The following is a 22,489-nucleotide window of genomic DNA, read 5'->3' as shown; positions in this document are numbered from 1 at the left end:
GGTCCGTCGCCGTTGTACTCTCCTATCCTGGGCTCTCCCCGCGGGAGCAACCAGTAGCTGGGGACATCCATGACTTCTCAGAAAACCGGACCGAAACCGATCAACACAGCCGGGCGCCCGGAGCGACCCGCTCCGGTTCCGTCGCCGGCACGGGCCGGCACGCCTGCCGGCCCGGTCCGTCAGCTCCAGCAGACCATCGGTAACCGTCGAACGGGAGAGATGCTCAAGGCTGCGACCGCAGCCGATGCCACGGGGGAGACTGTCCCCGGCATCATGGAGCTGAAGGGGATGCCCACCTTTGTGCCGCCCCCGCCCATTGCCGACTTCCTGAAGGAAGGCACGCGAGGGAACGTCAATGTCCGGTTCGGCAGCCTCGCGGCCGGTCAGCTGGAGGTCCGCCGGGCCGGGGAACGCTACTCCGTGCGCGAACAGGCAATCCCCCTGACTCACCCCTTGTTCACGGGTGCCCTCGCCCCCTCTCTCCTTGTGGCGGTCGGCGACGGCGGAAAGATCAGGGGTCGGGTGGGCTTTGACGGGGAGAAAGGAAATCTTGCCGCCCTGATCCGGAAAACCCCCGACCTGGTGGGGCTCGGTGCCCTTGACCTGAGCCGGCTCGGTTCAGCGATCAATACCCTGGAGAACGGTGCCCTCCATCTGGGAATCAAGGGCACGCCGATCCGGATGGGAGGGGCGTTTACCGGTACCCTCACCCTTGAGGCGGTCAACGAGGCGATCACCTTTGAAGGGAGCGCGGCGGTGACCGTGCGGGGGCTCGCTTCGGGCAGCCTGGAGTTGAAACGGTCCACCGAAGGGATCGTCACCGGCACTGCCACGGTGGGGCTCACTCTGCCCAAGGGGTTCTCCGGCAACGTGGCAGTGGGGTGGGACGGCCGGGCCATTACGGGTGAGGGTAAGGTCGGCTACACGGGGGAGAAGTTTTCCGGCGAGGTCCTCCTTCGTCTCATGGAAAAGGGGGAGGCGGCCCGACTCGAAGCAGCCGGCACGGCCCCGGAGGGAACCCCTGCTCCGTCGGCCAAGGCGGGGCCGCGTAGCGACAAGGTCGACTACGTGGTCTTCGGCGAAGGGGACCTTACCTTTGCCTTTACCGACTGGCTGAACGGAACAGCACATGTCATCGTTGATCCTCGGGGGAATCTCACCGTCATCGGCAAGATCACTCCCCAGAAGGAATTCATCCTCTTTCCCCAGAAGGACTTCAACAAGGACCTCTTCAAGGTGGAGGCCCGGGCCTCCTATGGCATTCCCGTGGTGGGAAACATTTTCATCTTCGCCAACGTGGGGATGGGAGCCTTTGCAAAGCTCGGTCCGGCCAAGTTCTACAATATCGTGGTGGAGGGGACCTACTCCACCGATCCGAAAAAGGCTCAGAACTTCACTATCCAGGGGAGTCTCAACATCTCCGCCGCGGCCGGTCTCCGGCTCCGGGGCGAGGCCGGTGCCGGCCTCGAAATCCTGTCCCACGACATCAAGGCCGGGGCCGGAGTCAACGCCCTGGCCGGGATCAGGGGGTACGCCGAGGCGACACCCGTCATCGGCTACCGGGAAAAAGGTGCCGAAGGAGAGGATAAAAAGGGGGAGTTCTTCATCCGGGGCGACATGGAGATCGCGGCCCAGCCGTTCCTGGGGCTGTCGGGCGACCTTTTCGTGGAGATCGACGCCCCGTGGTGGTCGCCCGTCCCCGACAAGCGGTGGACCTGGCCCCTGGGGGGGAAGGAATGGCCCATCGGCGGCAGTTTCGGCGTAGGCGCCACGGTGGATTACGTCTTCGGCTCCGGCCAGGCACCTTCTGTCGAGTTCAAGCCGGTGGAGTTTTCCGCTGAGAAGTTCATGACCGATCTCTACAGCGACAAGGCCACGGGAGGCTCCGGCGATAAGGGAGAGAAAAAGGGGGCGTGGAAGGAAAAGAATACCAGGGCGGCGGAGCCGCCGCCAAAGCAGGCGAAGAAGGGGGCGGCCCAGGAGGGAGAGGCGCCGAAACAATCTCCGGCAAAGGCCAGGGTTACGCCTGGAGGGCCCAAAAAAGCCAAAAAGCCTGCCGACCCCAACGCCCGGACCGCCGATGGCAAAACGGTCCGGCAGTACCAGGCGGAGGCAGAAAAAAAGGGGAAGAGACCGGGGGCGAAGGAGCCGCAAAAGAAGGCCGACAAGCCTGCAGCCGACATTGCCGCGCGCATGGGGCGGGTAAAGACGGCCCTGGATCAGGCCTTGGCCTATGCGGAGAAGACGGGGATCGGCCTCGACGAGCTCAATACCGTCCTGAAATCGATCCGCCGCCGCAAGGAGTACGGCCTCAAGGAACTCAAGGCGTGGGACGGCGGTGAGAACTGGATCGTGTCAGCTACCCTCAATCCCGCCCAGGATCTCAAGACCGTCAAGAAAAAGGGAAAAGCTGCCGGGGCAGGGGACCTCTACCATGAAAAGCCGTTCCCCATCCCTTCATGCAAGGAGCACGCAGGGGCGGGCGCAAAGCACAAGACCCTCTATACGGGACGGGCCAAGGCCGATAAGCTGTTCCATGAAAAAAGGGACCGCAAAACAGGTCAGGTCGGCAAGTGGGAATCCTGGGCGAGGCAGAACCTGAGCGAGCCCCTCAGGAAGAAAGCCGCCGATCTCGGCATGAGCGACCGGGATATCGTTCGCCCACGCTTCAACCGGGTCGGCGAGAAGATGACGTTCCACATCGATCACATTGTTGAGTACCAGCTCCAGGGGGACGACGAGACTGAAAACTACTGGATGCTCCGGGGATCGGAAAACAGCAGCTCAGGCTCCACGCTCAAGGCCGCCATCGCGGCGGTCCGCGCGGAGAGCGACAAGAAGCGCAAAGAGGACAAGCAACCTGCCACGGCCAGGATATTCTTCAAAAACCCGGTTCTGGAAGGAAACGCCGAAGATACCATCTACTGGAGGAAGTCGGAGATCAAGAAGGGCGATCACATCGCAGCGTACGAGAAACACCGCGACAGTTTGAAGAAACAGTTGAAGGAGTAATCGGCCGGGGAGATTACCCCACCCGGAACATGGTCACTTCGGCCTCTGCCATGACCCGTCCGTCCAGTTCGACCCACCCCTTCACATCCACCAGGCGGCGCCGTTCGCCCATCACCTGACCGATTACCGTTATCTCTGATCCGGTGGGTACCGGCTCGCGGTAGCGGAGTCGCAGTTCGCTGGTCACTATCTGGAGTCCGCTCGCCATGCAGGCTTGCGCGCAGATCTCGTCCAGCAGGGCCGAGATGATGCCGCCGTGGGTCACCCCCTGCCATCCCTGGAAGACCTCCGGGATTCGAACGCGCGTCTCGGCGCGCCGCTGGTGAGGGTCGGTGACGAATTCCGCCTTGAGTCCGATGGGGTTGTCCTTGCCGCAGATGAAGCAGCGGCCGTCGTCGATGACTTGCATGGTTCCTGATCCTTTGTCTGCGTCCGTCCGGCGCCCCGGCACACGGGCCCGCCACCATTGACCGATACGCGCAAAAACGCCCCCGGCCGCAGTAGGCCGGGGGCGTGGTGGGCTTCAGTGCTTACAGACCCAGTTGCTTGAAGAAGTCGTTCCCCTTGTCGTCCACAAGGATGAAGGCCGGGAAGTTTTCCACTTCGATCTTCCAGACCGCTTCCATCCCCAGTTCAGGGAAGTCGATGCACTCGACCTTCTTGATGTTCTCCTCGGCCAGAACCGCGGCCGGGCCGCCGATGGAGCCCAGGTAGAACCCGCCGTACTTCTGGCAGGCATCGGTCACCTGCTGGCTGCGGTTCCCCTTGGCGATCATGATCATGGATGCGCCCTTGGACTGGAGGAGATCGACGTAGGAGTCCATCCGGCCGGCGGTGGTGGGGCCGAAGGAGCCGGAGGGCTTGCCGGCCGGGGTCTTGGCCGGTCCCGCGTAGTAGATCGGGTGGTTGAGCAGGTACTCGGGCACCGGCTTGCCGGCGTCGATGATCTCCTTGAACTTGGCGTGGGCGATGTCGCGGCCGACCACGATGGTCCCGTTCAGGAGCAGCGGCGTTGCAACCGGGTACTTGCTGAGCTCGGCGAGGATTTCCTTCATGGGGCGGTTCAGGTCGATCTTGACGCCGTGCTCGTGCTTGCCGCGGTACTGCTCGGGAATGAGGCGACCCGGATTGCGGTCGAGCTCTTCCACAAAGAGACCGTCCCTGGTGATCTTCGCCTTGATGTTGCGGTCGGCGGAACAGGAGACCGCCATCCCCAGGGGGCAGGAGGCCCCGTGACGCGGAAGCCGGATGACCCGGATGTCATGGGCGAAGTACTTGCCGCCGAACTGGGCGCCGATGCCGAGCTTGTAGGCGGCCTGGAGGAGTTTCTCTTCCAGTTCCAGGTCCCGGAACGCCTGGCCGTGCTCGTTCCCCTGGGTGGGGAGCGCGTCGAGATATTTGGCCGAGGCGAGCTTGACGGTCTTCATGACCTGGTCGGCGGAGCAGCCACCCACGACCACGGCGATGTGGTAGGGCGGACAGGCGGCGGTGCCCAGGTACTTCATCTTGTCCACGAGGAACTTTTCAAGCTTCTCGGGGGTGAGCAGCGCCTTGGTTTCCTGGAAAAGCATGGTCTTGTTGGCGGAGCCCCCGCCTTTGGCCATGAAGAGGAACTTGTAGGCATCGCCGTCCACGGCCTGGATCTCGACCTGGGCCGGGAGGTTCGTGCCGGTGTTGATCTCGTCGTACATGTTGAGGGCAACGGTCTGGGAGTAGCGGAGGTTCTCCTCGGTGTAGGTCTTGTAGACCCCCTTGGAGAGATACTCCTCGTCCTTGCCGCCGGTCCAGACCTGCTGACCCTTCTTGGCGATGACGGTGGCGGTGCCGGTGTCCTGGCAGATGGGAAGCTCGAAGTTGGCGGAGATCTCGGCGTTGCGCAGGAAGGCGAGGGCCACGCCCTTGTCGTTCATGGACGCTTCCGGGTCGCGCAGGATCTTCGCTACTGCCTCGTTGTGCTCGGGGCGCAGCAGGAAGGATACATCGCGCATCGCCTCGTTGGCGAGGATGGACAGCGCCTCGGGGCAGACCCGCAGCACTTCCTTGCCGGCGAACTGCTCGACCGTGACGTGCTTCTCGGATCCCTCGATCTTGCGGTACTTCGTCTCATCTTTGCCGAGGGGGAAAGGGTCCTGGTAGACGAACGGCTTGGTGGACATCGCGTGCTCTCCTTTCGATCATGGGCTGACGGCCGGGGATGCAGGGTCGGGCGGGAATCGTGATACGCTCCGGGCCATGCTGTCCGCGTAAGTGTATACAGTATACGGCGGGATTTTATTGAAAAATTCTCAGTTTGTCGAGCAAGAAAGTGCAAGGGGAGAAAATGCGGAATTTTTTCATGAAACAATTAAATGTTTTTTCGGATGTGACGATAAGGTTTCCCAGGAGATCGACGCCCTGCCCGCGAAACAGGGGGCGCTGAGCCGCGGTTGCAGCGGACTGATTTCCTGATATCGTTATCACGTTGTGATGGTGCCGCAATACATGGCTGGTACAGTGATGTATTGCGGTGAAAACAACATGTCCGCAGGGAGGATGAGAGTGATGAACATGCAGCAAGTCAAAGAGATTGCCAAACAACGAGGGATCAAGGCAGGTTCCATGAAAAAGGCGGAACTCGTCCGGGCGATCCAGTCGGATGAAGGGAACGAAGCGTGTTACGGGACCGGCCGCGCCGACTCGTGCGGCCAGGGCGCCTGTCTCTGGCGCGACGACTGTAACTGACCGTCCGCCGGCTGCGTCCCGGCCGAGCCGGCGCAGCCGGTGGTGCTCATTTCTGGCAGAGGGGACAGAACCAGGTGGAGCGGTTGCCGAGCCGGGTCCGGGCGATGGGAGTGCCGCAGACAGTGCAGGCTTTGCCGGTTCGCCCGTACACGGCCAGATCGATGCGGAAATAGCCCGAAGGGACCTCGGCCGCGATGAATTCGTGGAGGGTGGCGTTTCCTTCGGCAATGGCGTCGCGCAGCACATCCCCGACGGCGGTTGCCAACGTGGCGCAGTCTTCCTCAGAGAGTGACCCCGCGGCGCGTTCGGGATGGATACGCGCCCGGAACAGGGCCTCGTTGGCGTAGATGTTCCCCACGCCGACCACGATCCGGTTGTCCATGAGCAGAAGCTTGATGGCGGTATTCCGCTTCCGGCTGCGCGCGAAGAGATAGCTCCCGTTGAACAGGGGCGGGAAGGGCTCCGGCCCCAGTTGTGCCAGCAGCGGGTGGGCAAGGGGATCGCTGCCGGTCCAGAGGACGAGCCCGAATTTGCGCGGATCCCTGAAGCGGAGGGTGCGGCCGTCGTCCAGGACCAGGTCCAGGTGGTCGTACTTTCCCGGCGGACTGCCGGCCGGCGCGACCCGGAGCGTGCCGGTCATCCCCAGGTGGATAATGGCCGTGCCGTCGCCGCAGCGCAAGAGGAGGTACTTGGCCCGGCGCTCCACCCGCTCGATGACCCTGCCGGTGAGCCGCTCGCCCAGCTCGGGGGGGATCGGCAACCGCAGCTTGGCTGCCCGGGCCGTGACCGCCGTCACCCGCCGCCCGGTCACATGGGGCGCGATCCCCCGCAGGGTTGTCTCCACTTCCGGCAACTCCGGCATCTATCCTCCCGTTGATCCGCATTATTCCGGCGCGCCGCCGGCCCGGTCAAAACGGTTGACCCGGACCGGCGGCGCGGGGTATAGTACCCGTTCCTCCGACTCACATCCAGCGTTTCTTCCCAAGGCAGGTCATGTCCGCGGTCGATCTGAGAAAAGTTCCCCCCCAGAGCATTGAGGCCGAGATGTCGATTCTCGGCGGCGTGCTCCTCGATAATGAGGCGATCAACCGCTGTCTGGAGTTGATCGAGGCCGACGATTTCTATCGCGAGTCCCACCGCAAGATATTCAGGGCCATGATCGACCTGTCCAACCGGAGCGAGCCCTGCGACCTGATCACCCTCACGGACATGCTCAAGCGCAAGGGAGAGCTGGAGGAGGTGGGGGGCGGCGCCTATCTCGCCACCCTGGTGGACTATGTTCCCACTGCCGCCAACATCGCCTACTACTGCCGGATCGTGAAGGAAAAGTCGGTCACCCGGCGCCTCATCACCGCCGCCACCGACATCGTCACCCGCGGCTATGACGAGGAAACCACGGTGGACGAGCTTCTGGACGGCGCCCAGAAGACCATCTTCGAAATTTCCGAGAACAAGCTCCGCCCTGCCTTCACCCCGGTGGGCACCATCCTCAAGGATACCTTCAAGAGGATCGAGACCCTCTACGAAAAGAAAGAGCACGTAACCGGCGTCCCCACCGGGTTCTACGACCTGGATAAGATGACCGCCGGTTTCCAGCCGGGCGATCTCATCATCATTGCCGGCCGCCCCTCCATGGGCAAGACGGCCTTTTCCCTCAATATCGCCCAGTATGCCGCTGCCCATGCCGATCCGCCCCTGCCCGTGGCCGTGTTCTCCCTGGAGATGAGCAAGGAATCCCTGGTCATGCGTCTGCTCTGCTCCGAGTCGCGGGTGGATGCCAGCCGCCTGCGGACCGGTCACCTGGTGGACACCGACTGGCACAAGTTGACCCACGGGGCCGACAAGCTTTCCAAGGCCCGGCTCTACATCGACGATACCCCGGCCATTCCGGTGCTGGAGATGCGGGCCAAGGCCCGGCGCCTCAAGGCGGAGAACGGCCTCGGCATGATCGTGGTGGACTATCTCCAGCTTATGCGCGGCTCCAGCCAGGAGTCACGCCAGCAGGAGATCTCGGAAATCTCCCGCTCCCTCAAGGCCCTGGCCAAGGAGCTGGACGTGCCGGTGGTGGCGCTCTCCCAGCTCAACCGGAGTCTGGAGAGCCGCACCGACAAGCGCCCCATGATGAGCGACCTGCGGGAATCGGGGGCCATCGAGCAGGACGCCGACGTGATCATGTTCGTGTATCGCGACGCCGTCTACTGCGATGACTGCAAGAAACGCGACGGCTCCTGCACCAAGGGGCATGAGAAGGACGCCGAGATCATCATCGGCAAGCAGCGTAACGGCCCCATCGGCTCCGTCAACCTGCTGTTCAACGGCGAATTCACCAAGTTCGAAAATATGGAGAAGCATCATGATTACTAACATTCATCCGACTGCCCACATAAGCCCCTCCGCCACCATTGCCGACGGCGCGGAAATCGGCCCCAACGTCATCGTGGGAGATCACTCCTCCATCGGCGCCGGCACCAGGGTGATGGCCAACGCCGTCATCGGTCCCTGGACGCAGATCGGCGAGAACAACGTCATTCACTACGGCGCCATCGTCGGCCACGATCCCCAGGATTTCGGCTACAAGGGGGAGGAGAGCTGGACCATCATCGGCAACGGCAACGTGATCCGCGAGTACGCCACCATCCACCGGGGAAACCGGCCGGGGACCAAGACGGTGGTCGGCGACAACAACATGCTCATGGCTAATGCTCATGTGGCGCACAACTGCGTTCTGGGGAACAATATCATCCTGGTAAACTCCGCGATGCTGGCCGGCCACGTGGAGGTGGAGGACCGGGCCATCATCTCCGGCAACTGCGTGGTGCACCAGTTCTGCCGGATCGGGAAGTTCGCCATGATGCGGGGGCTGTCCCGCTCATCCCGCGACGTTCCCCCCTTCTGCATCGTTGATGACACTCACACGGTGAAGGCCCTGAACCTGGTGGGTCTCAAGCGCAACGGATTCGACCAGGCCCGCATCCGGGCGATCAAGAACGCCTTCAAGCTCCTGTTCCTGTCGGGGCTCAACATGCAGAACGCTTTGGCCGAGGCGGAACGCTCCCTCCACATCACCGACGATGTCCGCTACCTCATTGACTTCATCAAGTCGGCCAAGCGCGGAGTCTGTTTCGGTCGCGGCCAGATCGTGGATGTGGAGGATGAGGAGTAGGGTGCCGCCCGCCCGGCTCACCCTCCGAAACCGACCGGCCCCGATGGCCGGACGTCAGTACCCCATTACGAATCGAGGAGTCAATCATGACCACATACACTCCGCTCCGTGACGTTCCCGCTGCTGCCGGCTACGGCCCCGGCGACGTTTTTGTCCTCTTCGGCGAGCTGTTCGGCCGCGGCTATGCCAACGGCATCGTTGATGAGGCCCGGAAGGCCGGCATGACCATTATCGGCGCCACGGTGGGCCGTCGTGACAACAACGGGCCGCCGCGCCCCCTCACCGCCGAAGAACTGGCCGAAGCCGAGGCGAACCTGGGGGGAAAGATCATTAATGCCCCGCTGGAAGCCGGTTTCGATCTGGAGCCTGCCGGCGACGGGCTCACCCCGGTCGACCGCCTCAAGGGGGTGAAACCCGAGACCGTGGCCACAACCGCGCTTGATATGGCCGCCATTGAGGAGTCGCGCCTGAAGGGGCTTGCCCGCTTCCGGAGCAACCTGGCCGAGTTCGCCCGGGAACTCGACGGGCTCGTTCCGCCGGGGGCCAACCTCTTGATCGTGCACACCATGGCCGGCGGCATTCCCCGCGCCCGAACCCTCATGCCGCTTCTCAATCGCGTGTTCAAGGGCCAGGGGGATCGTTTCCTCCCCTCGGAGCTCTTCTGGAACTCTGACGTGGGACGGCTGTGCAGCCTCTCCTTCGACGAGGTCACCGCCGACACCTTCGGCGCCCTTGTGGACGCCACTGCCTCGCTGCGGGCACGGGTGGAGGTCGCCGGCGCCAGGGTTTCCTACGCAGCCTACGGCTACCATGGCTGCGAGGTGCTCATCGGCGGCGAATACCGCTGGCAATCCTACACCCCCTATCTGCAGGGGTGGGCGAAGATCCGCCTTGAGGAGTGGGCCTGCCGGGTCTGGCAGCAGGGTGTCAAGGCTACGGTCTACAATTCGCCGGAGATTCAGACGAATTCCAGCGCCCTGTTCCTTGGGGTTGAACTTTCTCTGTACCCACTTCTGGACGCCATTGAGCGGGAAGGTGGCTCCTCTGCGGCAGCCGGTATCCGCGCCGCCTGCCAGGCGCTGCTCAAGGAAGGGGAGGCCATGGACGCCCTGCTGGCGCAGGCCGATGCCTACCTTGCTTCTCCGGTTCAGGCATCCTTCGACAAACTGGAAGAGTGGCCCCGCCATAACACACCGGAGCAGGCCGCGTTGATGCTCACCGCGTCGGACGCGCTCATGGCCATGAGCGCCGATCCCAAGAACATCGTCTGCGCAGAGCTGTCCAAGGCGGTTTTCCAGGCAGTGGGGCGTCTCATGTTCGATCACTCCTGGGCGCCCCAGGCGCCGGTCCTCTGGCTCAATCACGACGTGATTGCGCGTAGGCTTGCCGCCTGATCGCGACCTTTTCCGTCATTGGACGACGGAAAAGGTCACCTCAGGGTCGTTCCTGTCGTCGCACTCTCGCTTGAACAAGGGGGATTTCAAAAGGGGAACAATATTGTTACTTGGATGGTATGCGGTTTGCATGTGTCATGCAAACCGCATATCGTTGATACACGACAATACTAAACCATCCGCGAGGGTGGGACGGAAAGCCCACAGGGTCTCTCTGAGACAGCCGGGATGCCGAAATGTCAGCACGACGACGTTCGGCCCCGGCTTGCTCTTTATCCGGTGCCGGAAGGAGACGAGCCATGGGAGTTTCACGGGAGTATTGTCGCAGATGGGGCAAGGCCGTTGTTGCGCAGGTCGTACTGTTCGTCCTTGCTGTTGCGGCGATCCCGGCGCTGGCGGACTCGATCCCCGCCTATCTCGCATCGACCACCAGCCATGATTCTCCGGCTCTCGTTTCTCCTCCTTCCGCCTCACCCGCCTCCCAATCGGAAAATGCCACCTTTTTCAGCATATCAGCCAGCCCAACCGGCGATGTGACGCTCAACTGCGGCGGCGTTCCCGTTGAAATCGGCTACACGGATCTCGCTCCCCATGACGAAATCCGGGAGCAGAGCCAGCGGATAACGCGGCAACTGGACCCGCTCATCAACGGGTTTTCGGTCAAGGTAACCTTCCTCTTTTAAGCCATCCTCCCGTTCTTGTGCCCCCTCGTCCTTCCTCCTGGGAGAGGGGGCTTTTTTATTCCCCGAATCCGTGATGCCGGGAAGCCCGGCGCATTCAACAATAAAAAAAGGCCGTCCCCTTCGGACGGCCCATGGGTGGCGTGCGATAGCGATCCGCTAGCGCACCAGTTTCGACAGTTTCTTGAACTCATCGGTGCCGGCCACGCGGAGGAGCTGGAACAGGGCCGTTTCAGTGGAGGTGATGACCGCGCCGGCGTCCCGCGCCACTTCCATGCCCACGAACCAGTTCTCCTTGCGGCGGCTCATGATGGCATCCCGCACCAGGTGGACGTGGTAGCCCCGCTCCAGGAGCTCGATAACCGTCTGGAGCACGCAGACATGGGTTTCCATGCCGGTTATGATGACCTGCTTGCGTCCCAGTGCCGCGAGACGGTTCAGGAACGCTTCGTCGCCGCAGCAACTGAAGGTCATCTTCTCGCAGGCGTCTCCCTCGATCTTCTCCTTCAGGACCGGCAGGGTGCAGCCGAGGCCTTTCACGTACTGCTCAGTGGCAACCACCGGCATGCCGAGTTCCTGGGCGGCCTCCAGTAGGATGCCGGTGTTTTTCGTGAGCCGTTCCAGAACTTCCGGGTCCATGGCCGCGCAGAGCTTTTCCTGCACGTCGATGACCACGAGCACTGCCTGCTGCCGGTCAAGGAAGAACTTCTCCATAATTCCCATCAGATGCTCCCTCCTTTCAGTCTTTTTTCAGTTCGATGCCAAGCTCCTGAATCTTCTTGCGCAGCGTGTTGCGGTTGATGCCGAGGATCTCAGCCCCTTTCACCTGGTTGCCACGCGTCTTTTCCAGAACGAAACGGATGAGGGGCCGCTCGATCTGCTTGAGGACCAGGTTATAGATATCCCCGCTCTCCATTTTGTCCAGGTTGGTGAGGCTTGTCCGCAGTTTCATGTCCACCAGGGCTTCAAGGGAGAGGTCGTCCGCAGCGGTCGCCTCACTTCCCGTCTGGCGGGCACGCAGCCCCGGAAAGTCGGATGGGGTGAGAAGCGGGTCGGACGAGAGGATCACCGCCCGCTTGATGGTATTCTCCAGTTCCCGTACGTTGCCCGGCCAGTTGTGGGTGGTGAGGAGCGCCATGGCTTCGGGGGAGCATTTTTTTTGTGAAACCTCCAGTTCCGCGCAGGCGTTCTGGAGGAAATACTCCACCAGGAGCGGCACGTCTTCCTTTCGCTCCCTCAGCGGCATAAGCTGAATCGGCACCACGTTGAGCCGGTAGAAGAGGTCCTCCCGGAACTGCTTCTTGCGGACCAGTTCCTCCAGGTTCTGGTTGGTGGCCGCCACGATCCGCACGTCCACGGCGATGTTCTGGCTGCCGCCGGTGCGGGTCACTTCCTTTTCCTGGAGCACCCGCAGGATCTTGGCCTGGAGATCGAGGGGCATGTCGCCTATCTCGTCAAGGAAGATTGTGCCGCCGTTGGCCTGCTCGAACTTGCCCAGCTTGCGCTCAACGGCGCCGGTGAACGCCCCCTTTTCGAAGCCGAAGAGTTCGCTTTCCAGCAGCTCTTTGGGAATGGCGGCGCAGTTGAGGGCGATGAACGGCTTGCCGATCCGTTTGGAGTTGAAGTGGATGGCCCGGGCGATGAGCTCTTTGCCGGTCCCCGACTCCCCCTGAACGAGAACGGTCACGTCGCTGGGGGCAACCTTGCCGATGGTCTTGTAGACTTCCCGCATGGCGGGGGAGTTGCCGATGATGTTCTTCTCCAGGTGATAGCGCTCTTTCAGCTCTTCCCGCAGAATGGTCATCTGGGAGGTGATCTCCCGGGCTTTGTTCACCTTTTCGATGATGGCATCTATAACGTCCAGGTCGAAGGGCTTGGTGATGTAATCGTAGGCCCCCCGCTTCATGGCTTCCACGGCGTTTTTCATGCTCGCCTCGGCGGTCATGATCACCATGAGGAGGTCGTGCTTGAGCTCCCGTACCTTGTCGAGCAACTCCAGCCCGGTGAAGCCGGGCATCTTGATGTCGAGGATGGCCAGGTCATACTCGTTGGACTGGATCAGGTGCAGGGCTTCCTCTCCGTCGCGGGCGAGGTCTACGGTGAATCCCTTTTTGCGCAGGGCCTTCGAGAGGACCCAGCGCATGCTTTCTTCGTCATCGGCAACCAATATGCGGTTCAGTAACATTGCAGACCTCGAACTGTGGATATGGAAATGAACATGGTTAAGGGAAAGATCCCGGTTACTGAATCAGGGGGAGCATTACCGTGAAGGTGGTCCCTTTGCCGGGGTCCGATTCCACCTTGATCATTCCCCGATGCTCCGTAACGATTTTCTGGCAGATGGCCAGCCCCAGGCCCGTCCCCTTTGTCTTGGTGGTGAAGAAGGGCGTGAAGAGCTGCTCAAGCTGCTCCGGCTGGATGCCTGGTCCATCGTCGGCCACGTCGATGGCCACCATCCGCGAGCGACGCTCACCCTTCTGGGTCATTGAGTAGTCGGATATCACCCGGCTGGCGACCCGGATGCAGCCGCCGTCATCCACCGCCTCCATCGCGTTTTTAACGAGGTTCAGGAAAAGCTGGGTCAACAGCCCCTCGTCGGCAAGGATGGGCGGGATGCTGGGGTCGAACTGCTGCTGGAAGGCGACGTTTTTTCCTTCGGTCGAGCGCTTCTGGAGCGTGAGGATGTCGCCGATGACCTTGTGGAGGTTCACTTTGCTCAGTTGCAGTCCCCGGGGCGAGGCCAAGGCCAGAAGTTCCTCAACAATCCGGTTGACCCGCTCCACCTCCTTGAGCATGATCCGGACGTTGTCGCGCAACTCGCTTTCGGTGGGCAGCTCCAGCTCCAGGAGCTGGGCCGCTCCCTTGATGCCCCCCAGGGGGTTCTTGATCTCGTGGGCCAATCCCGCGGCCAGGGTTCCCAGGGTGGAAAGCCGGTCGGCATTGCGGACGGCATCTTCCAGCTCCCGGATGCTGGTGATGTCGCGCAGCACCAGGATCGTCCCGGTGGTTTCGCCGTGAGGAAGCATAAGTGGGAAGGTGGTCGCCGAGACCGGCGTCAGCTGCTTCAGCTTCCGGATGACGATGTTCTCGTGGTCGGAGATGGTCATGCCGCTGGAGGCGGTCTTGCCGACCATCTCCCGCAGGACCTCCTCCCGGTGGAAGACGAGGGCGAAGCGATGTCCCACGGCCTGCCGCCGTGAAATGCCGGTGATCTCCTCCGCGGCGGGGTTCATCAGGGCGATCCGTCCGTCCAGGTCGATGACGATGACGCCGTCACCGACGCTGTCGATCACGGTGGCAAGAAATTCCTCTTTCTTTTCTTCGGGGGTCATGGCGCCTCCGCAGCCGTGAAAAAGCGGCTCACTGCCTCCATCAGGGCGCCATTGCCCTCAATTTCGTTGATTTCCTTCCGGAACTGTGCCGCACCGGGGAGTCCGTGGGAGTACCACCCCAGGTGCTTGCGCATCTCCCGCGCGGCTACCTGTTCGCCGGCCATTTCCGTGAACAGGGCCAGATGCCTCCGGGCCACCGCCAACCGTTCGGCCGGTGAGGCCGTCGACGGGTCGCGACCAGCCATCAGGTCCAGGGCCTGCCTGAATATCCACGGATTTCCCAACGCACCGCGGGCGATCATGACCCCGTCGCAGCCGGTTTGGTCGAGCATGGCGGCCACGTCGGCCGCGCTGAAGAGGTCGCCGCTGCCGATGACCGGTATGGCGACGGCCCGCTTCAGTTCGGCGAGCTTCGTCCAGTCGGCCGAGCCTTCGAACATCTGCGCCCTGCTCCGGGGATGGAGCGTAACGGCATCGCATCCCTCTTCCTCGGCAATCCGGGCAATCTGGATAAAGTTGGCGTCTTCGCAGCTCCACCCGCTCCTGATCTTCACGGTCAGCGGCAGCCGCGTAGCCCGCCGGACAGCCCTGACAATGGCCCGCACCTTGTCCGGCTCGCGCATGAGGGCGCTCCCGGCGCCGGTCCCCACCACCTTTTTCACGGGGCATCCCATGTTGATGTCGATGAGGTCCCCGTATTGTTCCACCGTGGCCGCCACCCGGCCCATGACGTCCGGGTCGTCACCGAAAAGCTGGATTCCGAGAGGACGGTCATCCGGCACGCTCCGCAGGAGCTCGAAACTCTTTTTGCCTTCCCGGACAAGGCCGTTCACGCTCACCATCTCGGTGAAGCAGAGCCCTGCCCCCTGTTCGCGGGCAAGGAGGCGGAAGGGAAGGTTGGTTATCCCGGCCATGGGGGCGAGGATAAGATTGTTTCCCAGGGGCAGGGAGCCTATGGTAAGAGAACGGATCATCGTCGGCAGTCGCGCGTATTTATTGCTTAAAATTTAGGCATAGTAGCATGGGGCAGGAAAAACGCAAGCATTTATTTTGGTGCTACCCCGGCGTCGCCGGGGAGGACAGTCCTTCGAGATGATTGACTTTTCGCGAGGTGAAAGGTACGCTTCAACGGGTCTAGGTTGCTCAACAGCGCCCCGGGAGCGAAGAGATGGAAATTTTCGGCGGCATGATGGTTATGATGGCGATTCTCGGCCTGTTTGTCGTGGCTGTCTGGCTGGTGCTCCCCTTCGCGGTCTTTGCAGTCAAGATGAAGATGGAGCGGGCGTTGGAGCTTCTCGATTCGGTGGAGCAGCGTCTCGGTCGCGTTGAGGAGCGTCTCGAACGGCTGGAGGAAGCGTGTGGTGCCCGCGGGCCGGTGAGTCCCGCCCCTGCAGCCCCGCCGGAGGAGACGGAATAAACCGTCGCCCGCCGTTCACCCCCTGATCCCTTCAGGCAGCTTCCCAGAGCACACCGGGCGTGTTGCCGCCCCCTTTGCCCATTACCCGCTTGACATACCTGGCGAAGCATTCGACCACGACCGGATCGAACTGGCTGCCGGCGCCGGCACGAAGCTCTTCCAGGGCCTCCGTGAGGGTGTTGGCATGCTTGTAGGGCCGCTCCGACACCATGGCGTCGAAGGAGTCGGCCACCGCCACGATGCGTGCCCCCAGGGGGATGTGATCGCCGGTGAGCCCCTCGGGGTAGCCCGAGCCGTCCAGCCGTTCATGGTGGTAGAGGATAACGGGGAGCACCTCCTTCAGCTGGGCGATGGGGGCCAGGATGGCAACCCCCTTTTCCGGATGGAGCCTCATGGGAGGGAATTCGTCCTCAGAAAGGAGCGCCGGCTTCTCCAGAAGTGCCTCGATGACGCCGATCTTGCCGATATCGTGCAGCAGCCCCCCGAGCCGGATCTGTTCAACTTCCTGTTCCGAAAGCCCCATCTCCTTGGCGATGCGGGTCGAAATGTGCATGACCCGCTCCGAGTGTCCCTTTGTCCAAGGGCTCTTGGCGTCGATGGCATTGGCCAGGCTGGACACGGTGTTGAAGAACAGGCTTCGCATGTCTTCATAGAGCCGGGCGTTTTCCAGTGCCACCGCCATCTGTGACGCGATCTTCTCGATCGTAAAGGTCTCGCCGCGGGCGAACGTGCCGGGTTCCGTGTCGCCCAGCAGCAGCACACCCTTGACCTGGTCGCGCGACATGAGGGGAATGGCCAGGAGCGACCGGATACCAGCGGCCAGAAGGGTCCGGGTGACGGTGCCGGCCTTCCTGTCATCGGCCAGGTCGGCGATGCCCGCGCTGCGGCCGGTGCGGAAGGCGGTCCAGGCGGTACAGCCCGTCAGCGAAAGGGGCGCGCCGGGGCGGAGGGGCGCGGGGATCTCAAGCCCCGAGGCATGGGACGACATGACCTTGAGTCCTCCTCCTTCAGCCTGGAGGATCGCCACGAACTCGCAACCGGTGATCCGTTCCACCTGCGCCATGGCCGTCTCCATGATCCTTTCCCGAGAGAGAGAGGAGGAGATGGCCTTGTTGATTTCGTCGATGGTGAGGATTACGTCGATACGGCCCGCCAGGTCCAGGGCCATGTCCAGGGACTCGTCGAAGAGTTGCATGTGGGAAACCACCAGTGCCGCGTGGGAGACCAGGTCGCGGATGATGGCGGTTTCAGTGGCGGAGAAGGGAGGATTGTCGCGGGTACGGGCCATGAACACGGCACCGATGACCTGGGTCCTGACCACCATGGGGACCGCCAGGACGCAGAGGTTCCTGAGGAGTTTCCGGAGCTTCGGGGTGAGCAGGTCCGAGGAGCCGGGGTCTGTGAGCATCAGGTGCTGCCGCTTGCGGAGCATGCTTTTCAGGAGGGGTATCTTGTCCGGAGCCAGCGGCATCTCGCGAAACACGGGAACAAAGCTGGCGGGGAGTCCCGTGCTGCGGGCCGGGGCAAAGTCCCTCCGTTCCCGGTCGAAGAAGTAGACGGCGATCCATCGGGTCTTGACGAGCTTGCGCAGCAGGCGGGAGAGGTCTTTGATTACCTCGTCCACATCAGTAAGCCCGCTCAACCGCTCGCTTCCCTCGATGAGTTCGGTGTAGGTGCCGGTCATGGCGTCCTCCCCATTCACACTTGTATCATAAAATAGCCATATGTCTTGCCAACGAGGGGGTTTTTTTGTATTACTATCCCCTCTGCGCCGAGCCGAGGTGAGTGTTCGGCGCAGGTGACAGCATCCGGTAGAGAGGAGCGGATTCATGGGTCTTTTGGAGGGCAAAAAGGCGGTCGTCTTCGGCATCGCCAACGAGAAAAGCATCGCGTGGGCCATTGCTCAGGCGTTCCGGCGGGAAGGGGCCGATCTGGCGATCACCTATGCCAACGAAACCCTGGCCAAGCGGGTGATCCCGCTTGCCGAAAGCATCGGGGCGAGCCTCATTCTCCCCTGTGACGTTCGCAGCGATGACGACATTACGGCAGTGTTCGCCCGGATTGAGCATTCGTGGGGAGGGCTCGACACCCTGGTTCATTCGGTGGCCTTTGCCAACAAGGACGAACTGAAGGGGTCCTTTCTCAATACCAGCCGGGAAGGCTTTTCCCTCGCCATGGACATCAGCGCTTACTCCCTCATCGCCCTGGCCAAGGGGGCCCATCCCCTCCTGAAGGAGCGGCAGGGGAGCATTATCACGCTTTCCTACTATGGCGGCCAGAAGGTTTTCCCGAGTTATAACGTCATGGGGGTCGCCAAGGCGGCCCTGGAGATGAGCGTCAGGTATCTTGCCGAGGCCGTCGGTCCCGACGGCATTCGCGTCAATGCCATCTCTGCAGGTCCTCTGAAGACCCTCGCCGCAGCAGGCGTGGGTGGCTTCAACCAGATCGCCGGCCACGTGGCCGAGAAAGCGCCTCTTCGCCGCAATATCAGCCAGGACGAAGTGGCCGGTGCGGCTCTTTATCTGGCCAGCGATCTGTCAAGCGGGGTTACCGGGGAGGTGCACTTCGTCGACAGCGGGTATAATATCATAGGACTTTGAAAAACGAGGCCGCTGCCGGCCTCAAGGAGTTTTCAATCAAACAGCTGCACGGCAACCTCATGGGGCTCAAGCCGAGCCAGGTGGCGGCCCTTGAACGGCTCTACCGGCGCAAGGTGCCGCCCGACGAACTGATCACCCCCGAACTGGCGGCCCGGATGGTGGATATCACCCGGGACATCCGCCGACGGGTGGGGATTCTCGTCAACCGCCACGGCTCCGTCGAGTATGTCATTATCGGCGATGAACGGGGCCTCTTCATCCCCGACCTGTCCGAGTATCCGCTGGGCCGGCGGCTCCTGAGGGGGCTCCGCTACATCCACACCAACCTGAGGGGCGGTTCCTTTACCGAGGATGACCTCACCGACCTGGCACTCCTGCGGTTCGACCTGATGGCGGTCATCCAGGTCCACGATGACGACCGCCGGCTCGCCATCCAGACCGCATCGCTCAATCCCTCCGATGACAGTGCCCATCCCTACCGCGTGGAGTCAGCCGAGCCGCTGGCCGCCCACCGGATGGATTTCGGCGCCTTTATTTCGAACCTCGAACGCTCTCTGGAAAAGGCCGTCGCCACCGACTCCCGGGAAGTCGCTGCCGGTACGGAACGGGCAATCCTCATCTCGGTCACGAAACATCCCCGGGAGGAGGCCGAGGATTCCATGGACGAGCTTCGGGAGCTGGCCCGCACCGCCGGCGTGGCAGTTCTCGATACCGCGATCCAGCGTCCCCGCCAGTTCAATCCCCGCTACCTGATGGGGGAGGGCAAGATGCGGGAAGTCGTGATCCGGGCGCTTCAGCTGGGAGCGACGCTTCTGATTTTCGACCAGGAGCTTTCCCCGGCCCAGGTTCGTTCCATCTCGGCCCTGACCGAACTCAAGGTTATCGACCGGAGCCAGCTGATCCTCGACATATTTGCCCGCCGGGCCACCAGTCTCGACGGCAAGGTCCAGGTGGAGCTTGCCCAGCTCAAGTACATCCTGCCGCGCCTCACTGGTCGCGGGGTGCAGATGTCGCGCCTGATGGGGGGGATCGGCGGCCGGGGGCCAGGCGAGACCAAGCTGGAGATTGACCGCCGCCGCATCAGGGACCGCATCGCCAAGCTGGAACGGGAGCTCGAGGAGCTTTCCCGGGGCCGCCAGCAGCGGCGTCAGAAGCGGGTTCGGGCCGGCCTTCCCATCGTCTCGATCGTGGGTTACACCAATGCGGGGAAGTCGACCCTGCTCAACGCCCTGACCAAGAGCGACGTCTTTACCGAAAATCTCCTCTTCGCCACCCTCGATACTTCAACCCGCCGGCTCCGCTTCCCCCGGGAGCGCGAGGTGATCATCACCGACACGGTCGGCTTCATCCGCTCCCTGCCCGCGTCCTTGCTGGGGGCATTCAAGGCTACCCTGGAAGAACTCCAGGACGCGGATCTCCTCCTTCACCTGGTGGACTGCGCCAATCCCCGCATCGAGGAGCAGATCGAGCAGGTGGGAAAGATCCTCGAAGAGCTTAAGCTTGGCGATAAACCGCGCCTGGTGGTCTTCAACAAGGGGGATCTGGTGCCTGAGCTGAAGCGGAAGGCCCCTCTGGCATTCATGAAGATCCGCCAGCTGGCCCGCCGTCACGGGGCCATCACCATCAGCGCGACAGACCGCTCGAGCCTTGAACCGCTCCTACTGGAGATGGAGCGGCGTTTCTGGCCCCAAGAGGCAGGGCAGGATGCGCCGCCCGAGCTCTCCTGAGCCGAAACGCCCGTCCCTTCAGTTGGTTATCATCTAAAAGTCTCCTAATCTTGACAGTTTGGTGAAATGCGACTATACTGCCGCATCCGGCATGGCACCGGCTTCCCACATTATTCCCTCGCGAAAGTGCGTGGAAGGGCTCCCATGAATCGATCTTTTTTCCTGCTGGCCATAGTCCTGTTGTTTACACCCATTGCCCAGGCATCCGATCTTCGCTTGAACCCCCTGCGGGAGTTGACCTCCCTGGGGAGCGGTTCACTGCAGACCGATCTGTCGGGAGTTCTTCCCCGCGTGGGATCGGCGCGGCCAAAGGCTGCCTCTCTCGCCGAGGGGCGCCGGGCGAATCCGCTGGAGCCGTCCATGGGAGAGCTCATCGTCGTGGAGGACGAGACATCCCTTGAGGATGATTTCGAACTACAGCTCCCCGGCCAGGACCTCCCCGAATCGGACATCCCGCTTGCCCTCAACGGCAAGGTAGAGTACTTCATCTCCTATTTCCAGACCTCCGGCCGCAAGTCTTTTTCCCGCTGGCTTTCCCGCTCCGAACGATACATTCCCATGATGCGCGAGGTTCTCAGGAAGGAAGGACTTCCCGAGGATCTGGTCTACCTGGCCATGATCGAGAGCGGCTTTACGCCCCATGCGGTTTCCGTGGCGAGCGCCGTGGGCCCCTGGCAGTTCATCTCGGGCACGGGAAAACGTTACGACCTGAGGATCGACCAATGGATCGACGAACGGCGCGATCCGCTCAAGTCGACCGTTGCCGCCGCCATGTACCTGAAGGAGCTTTACTCCCTCTTCAATCAGGATTGGTATCTGGCTGCGGCAGGCTATAACGCCGGCGAGAACAAGATCCTGCGCGCCATCGACAAATACAACACGCGGGACTTCTGGGAAATATCCAAGGGCTCGTATTTGAAGAGGGAGACCAAGGATTACGTGCCGAAGCTCCTGGCCGCCGCCATCATCGCAAAGGAGCCGGCCCGCTACGGCTTCGCCGATGTGGCGTATCTTCCCCCCATCGAGTTCGACTTAGTTGCCATTCCTTCGCGCACCGATCTGGACCTGGTGGCCAAACTCTGCGAGGTGGATGTCAAGGCCATCAAGGAATTGAACCCGGAACTGCGCCGCTGGTGCACACCTCCCGACTACCCCGACTACGAGCTCAAAATCCCCAAGGGAAAGCGCACGTCCTTCGAGGAGGCATACGCCCATCTCCCCGCGGACCAGCGCTACGTCGAGCGGATCGTCTACAGCCGCTACCGGGTTAAGAAAAAGGATACCCTGCAGGCGATCGCGCGACGCTACGGCACCACTGCCGAGACCCTGGCCGAGGTTAACAAACTGAAGCCGACCTCGAAGCTCGGGGGCCGCACCCTGCTGGTGCCGGTGCCGGTCGCGACGGAGGATGCCGCGGAAAGGACCGTCGCCAAGGCGTCGCCGAAGAAGGACGAGTCCCGCGCATTCAACAAGTACTACACGGTCAAGAAAGGCGACACCGTCGCCTCGCTGTCCAAGAAATTCAACATTTCCCAACGGATTCTGGCAGCATGGAATAATTTGAAGGGCAAAATGGCCCTTCACCCCGGCAAGCGGATCATCGTCGCCAAGTATGTGGAGAAAAAAGGGTCGATGGTGCCGGTCGACGGCGGGGAGAACAGCTAGCACGCTCTATTCTTCACTGCACTCACGAATGAAAGGACTTCATCCGCAATGTACAACTTCCTGATTTCCGGCGCGATCGCCCTTGTCGCCATTGTCGTCATCATCCTCGCCGCTGGCACCTCGTCCTGGTGGTGGGCCATACTTGTCGGACTGATTCTATTCGGCGGCTCTTTCCTCCTCATCTCCCGCGTGGTCATGAAAAAGGTTCTTGCCCTCATGGAGAGCGCATCCCGGGATATCCAGGCCCAACGGGTGGAAAAGGCGATCCGCGACCTGAAAGAGGGACTCCGCTACTCTCGCTGGCAGATTTACGTGGAGGGGCAGATCAACGCCCAGATCGGCATCATCTACTACCTGAAACGGGATTTCTCCGGTGCGTTTCCCTATCTTGAGAAGGCCTTCAACAAGAACTGGGTTGCCGTGGCCATGCTCGCCATCACCTACATGAAGCGGAACAAGCGGGACAAGATGAAGGAGACCTTCGAGAAGGCGGTCCAGTGGAGCCCCAAGGAGTCGCTGCTCTGGAGCGTGTATGCCTACTGCTGGACCGAGTGCGAGGATCTGGGGCAGGCTCGTGAGGTCCTGGAGCGTGGTCTCAAGAAGATCCCGGGCGACGACAAGCTGACCGCCAACCTTGAGGCGCTCAAGGAAGGGAAGAAAATGAAGATGAAAAACTACGGCGAGATGTGGCTTCAGTTTCACCTGGAGCGCCAGAGCGTCGTCATGAAGCAACAGGCGGCCGCCATGGGCATGAAGCGGCGGTTCATCCGGAAGTAGA

At 62.0% G+C, this 22,489-nt stretch carries 19 protein-coding genes and 1 riboswitch; of the genes, 11 read left to right on the top strand and 8 right to left on the bottom strand.

Annotation, left to right across the window (positions count from 1 at the left end):
• Window positions 1-69 precede the first annotated feature (69 nt).
• The gene (locus AABA48_RS09635; protein WP_338270073.1) at window positions 70-3,012 is read left to right on the top strand and encodes a hypothetical protein; all 2,943 of its coding nucleotides are present in this window, start codon (window positions 70-72) and stop codon (window positions 3,010-3,012) included.
• A gap of 13 nt (window positions 3,013-3,025) precedes the next feature.
• Here AABA48_RS09635 and AABA48_RS09630 read toward each other — a convergent pair whose 3' ends face one another.
• Window positions 3,026-3,421: a PaaI family thioesterase gene (locus AABA48_RS09630; RefSeq protein WP_286350271.1), complete on the bottom strand. Its 396-nt coding sequence runs from the start codon at window positions 3,419-3,421 to the stop codon at window positions 3,026-3,028.
• Between the two features lie 121 nt (window positions 3,422-3,542).
• The gene (locus AABA48_RS09625) at window positions 3,543-5,168 is read right to left on the bottom strand and encodes a fumarate hydratase (protein WP_286350270.1); all 1,626 of its coding nucleotides are present in this window, start codon (window positions 5,166-5,168) and stop codon (window positions 3,543-3,545) included.
• Window positions 5,169-5,553: 385 nt separating this feature from the next.
• Here AABA48_RS09625 and AABA48_RS09620 point away from each other — a divergent pair, with 385 nt between their 5' ends.
• The gene (locus AABA48_RS09620) at window positions 5,554-5,733 is read left to right on the top strand and encodes an SAP domain-containing protein (protein ID WP_286350269.1); all 180 of its coding nucleotides are present in this window, start codon (window positions 5,554-5,556) and stop codon (window positions 5,731-5,733) included.
• 46 nt (window positions 5,734-5,779) lie between these two features.
• On the opposite strand, the gene mutM is transcribed toward AABA48_RS09620, so the two are convergent.
• Window positions 5,780-6,595, bottom strand: a complete 816-nt coding sequence (gene mutM / locus AABA48_RS09615; RefSeq protein WP_286350268.1) for a bifunctional DNA-formamidopyrimidine glycosylase/DNA-(apurinic or apyrimidinic site) lyase — start codon at window positions 6,593-6,595, stop codon at window positions 5,780-5,782.
• Window positions 6,596-6,726: 131 nt separating this feature from the next.
• Here mutM and dnaB point away from each other — a divergent pair, with 131 nt between their 5' ends.
• The 4 genes from dnaB to AABA48_RS09595 all read left to right on the top strand — a co-directional run bounded on the left by dnaB (window position 6,727) and on the right by AABA48_RS09595 (window position 10,973).
• Window positions 6,727-8,097, top strand: coding sequence for a replicative DNA helicase (gene dnaB / locus AABA48_RS09610; RefSeq protein ID WP_010941663.1), 1,371 nt, complete (start codon window positions 6,727-6,729; stop codon window positions 8,095-8,097).
• A complete protein-coding gene (gene lpxA / locus AABA48_RS09605; protein ID WP_286350267.1) occupies window positions 8,087-8,896 on the top strand; it encodes an acyl-ACP--UDP-N-acetylglucosamine O-acyltransferase in 810 nt (269 codons plus the stop codon). Before dnaB ends, lpxA begins: the two co-directional genes overlap by 11 nt.
• 86 nt (window positions 8,897-8,982) lie before the next feature.
• Window positions 8,983-10,290 carry an enoyl ACP reductase FabMG family protein gene (locus tag AABA48_RS09600; protein WP_338270069.1) on the top strand — a complete coding sequence of 436 codons (1,308 nt, stop codon included), beginning with the start codon at window positions 8,983-8,985 and terminating at the stop codon, window positions 10,288-10,290.
• Window positions 10,291-10,449: 159 nt separating this feature from the next.
• Window positions 10,450-10,526, top strand: a riboswitch (cyclic di-GMP riboswitch).
• A gap of 63 nt (window positions 10,527-10,589) precedes the next feature.
• Window positions 10,590-10,973: a hypothetical protein gene (locus AABA48_RS09595; protein WP_286350265.1), complete on the top strand. Its 384-nt coding sequence runs from the start codon at window positions 10,590-10,592 to the stop codon at window positions 10,971-10,973.
• 156 nt (window positions 10,974-11,129) lie between these two features.
• On the opposite strand, the gene AABA48_RS09590 is transcribed toward AABA48_RS09595, so the two are convergent.
• The 4 genes from AABA48_RS09590 to dusB are packed head-to-tail and all read right to left on the bottom strand — an operon-like array spanning window position 11,130 to window position 15,276.
• Entirely contained in the window at window positions 11,130-11,693 is a 564-nt protein-coding gene (locus AABA48_RS09590) for a hydrolase (protein WP_286350264.1), read from the bottom strand.
• Between the two features lie 16 nt (window positions 11,694-11,709).
• Entirely contained in the window at window positions 11,710-13,155 is a 1,446-nt protein-coding gene (gene gnfM, locus AABA48_RS09585; protein WP_286350263.1) for a nitrogen fixation sigma-54 dependent transcriptional regulator GnfM, read from the bottom strand.
• Between the two features lie 55 nt (window positions 13,156-13,210).
• Window positions 13,211-14,302, bottom strand: coding sequence for a nitrogen fixation sensor histidine kinase GnfL (gene gnfL, locus AABA48_RS09580; RefSeq protein WP_286350262.1), 1,092 nt, complete (start codon window positions 14,300-14,302; stop codon window positions 13,211-13,213).
• Window positions 14,299-15,276: a tRNA dihydrouridine synthase DusB gene (gene dusB / locus AABA48_RS09575; RefSeq protein ID WP_286350261.1), complete on the bottom strand. Its 978-nt coding sequence runs from the start codon at window positions 15,274-15,276 to the stop codon at window positions 14,299-14,301. Before dusB ends, gnfL begins: the two co-directional genes overlap by 4 nt.
• Before the next feature lie 194 nt (window positions 15,277-15,470).
• Between dusB and AABA48_RS09570 the strand changes: the two genes are divergently transcribed.
• A complete protein-coding gene (locus AABA48_RS09570; RefSeq protein WP_286350260.1) occupies window positions 15,471-15,719 on the top strand; it encodes a hypothetical protein in 249 nt (82 codons plus the stop codon).
• Between the two features lie 31 nt (window positions 15,720-15,750).
• Here the strand turns inward: AABA48_RS09570 and AABA48_RS09565 are convergent, their stop codons facing one another.
• Window positions 15,751-17,403: an HD domain-containing phosphohydrolase gene (locus AABA48_RS09565; protein WP_286350259.1), complete on the bottom strand. Its 1,653-nt coding sequence runs from the start codon at window positions 17,401-17,403 to the stop codon at window positions 15,751-15,753.
• A 145-nt stretch (window positions 17,404-17,548) separates the two neighbouring features.
• Between AABA48_RS09565 and AABA48_RS09560 the strand changes: the two genes are divergently transcribed.
• From AABA48_RS09560 to AABA48_RS09545, 4 genes are all read left to right on the top strand, one after another.
• Window positions 17,549-18,319: an enoyl-ACP reductase FabI gene (locus AABA48_RS09560; RefSeq protein WP_286350258.1), complete on the top strand. Its 771-nt coding sequence runs from the start codon at window positions 17,549-17,551 to the stop codon at window positions 18,317-18,319.
• Window positions 18,320-18,378: 59 nt separating this feature from the next.
• Entirely contained in the window at window positions 18,379-20,046 is a 1,668-nt protein-coding gene (hflX, locus tag AABA48_RS09555; RefSeq protein WP_286352529.1) for a GTPase HflX, read from the top strand.
• Window positions 20,047-20,190: 144 nt separating this feature from the next.
• Complete coding sequence (locus AABA48_RS09550; protein ID WP_286350257.1) at window positions 20,191-21,711, top strand: lytic transglycosylase domain-containing protein; 1,521 nt, start codon at window positions 20,191-20,193, stop codon at window positions 21,709-21,711.
• Between the two features lie 48 nt (window positions 21,712-21,759).
• Complete coding sequence (locus AABA48_RS09545; RefSeq protein ID WP_286350256.1) at window positions 21,760-22,488, top strand: hypothetical protein; 729 nt, start codon at window positions 21,760-21,762, stop codon at window positions 22,486-22,488.
• The last annotated feature ends 1 nt before the right edge of the window (window position 22,489 follow it).

Origin of the sequence: Geobacter sp. 60473 (assembly GCF_036323535.1) — a bacterium.
In the GTDB taxonomy this organism is placed as follows: Bacteria; Desulfobacterota; Desulfuromonadia; order Geobacterales; family Geobacteraceae; genus Geobacter; species Geobacter sulfurreducens.
This window is presented reverse-complemented; position numbering and strand designations above follow the sequence as displayed.